Below are 262 nucleotides of genomic sequence, written 5' to 3'. Positions count from 1 at the left end.
ACTCAATTTGATTTGGACAAGCAGCTAATGAAACTGACTATCGTGCGTCTGGTGACCTTTAGCGACCAGGATCATATCGACCTGGGCAAGATCTGGCCGGAATATTCCCCTTCGTCGCTCCGTGTCGATGAGACACACCGCATCTACGCCGCGCGCTTTAACGAGCGTCTGCTCGCCGCGGTTCGCGGGACGCTGAGCGGCACCGAAGGGGCGCTGGACTCACTGCGCGTACGTGACGTGACCCGTCGTCGCGGTGTGGGGC

At 59.9% G+C, this 262-nt stretch carries 1 protein-coding gene; it reads left to right on the top strand.

The window, feature by feature from the left end; translation table 11 throughout:
* Positions 1-27: 27 nt before the first annotated feature.
* Positions 28-262: aspartate 1-decarboxylase autocleavage activator PanM (gene panM, locus ACPYOI_RS36430; RefSeq protein WP_481424224.1), on the top strand; the 235-nt coding region annotated here is incomplete at its 3' end.

It is taken from the genome of Rhizobium sp. SVR5-2C (assembly GCF_056755115.1).
The sequence above is the reverse complement of the archived record's forward strand: the minus strand, read 5'-3'. Positions and strand labels throughout refer to the sequence as shown.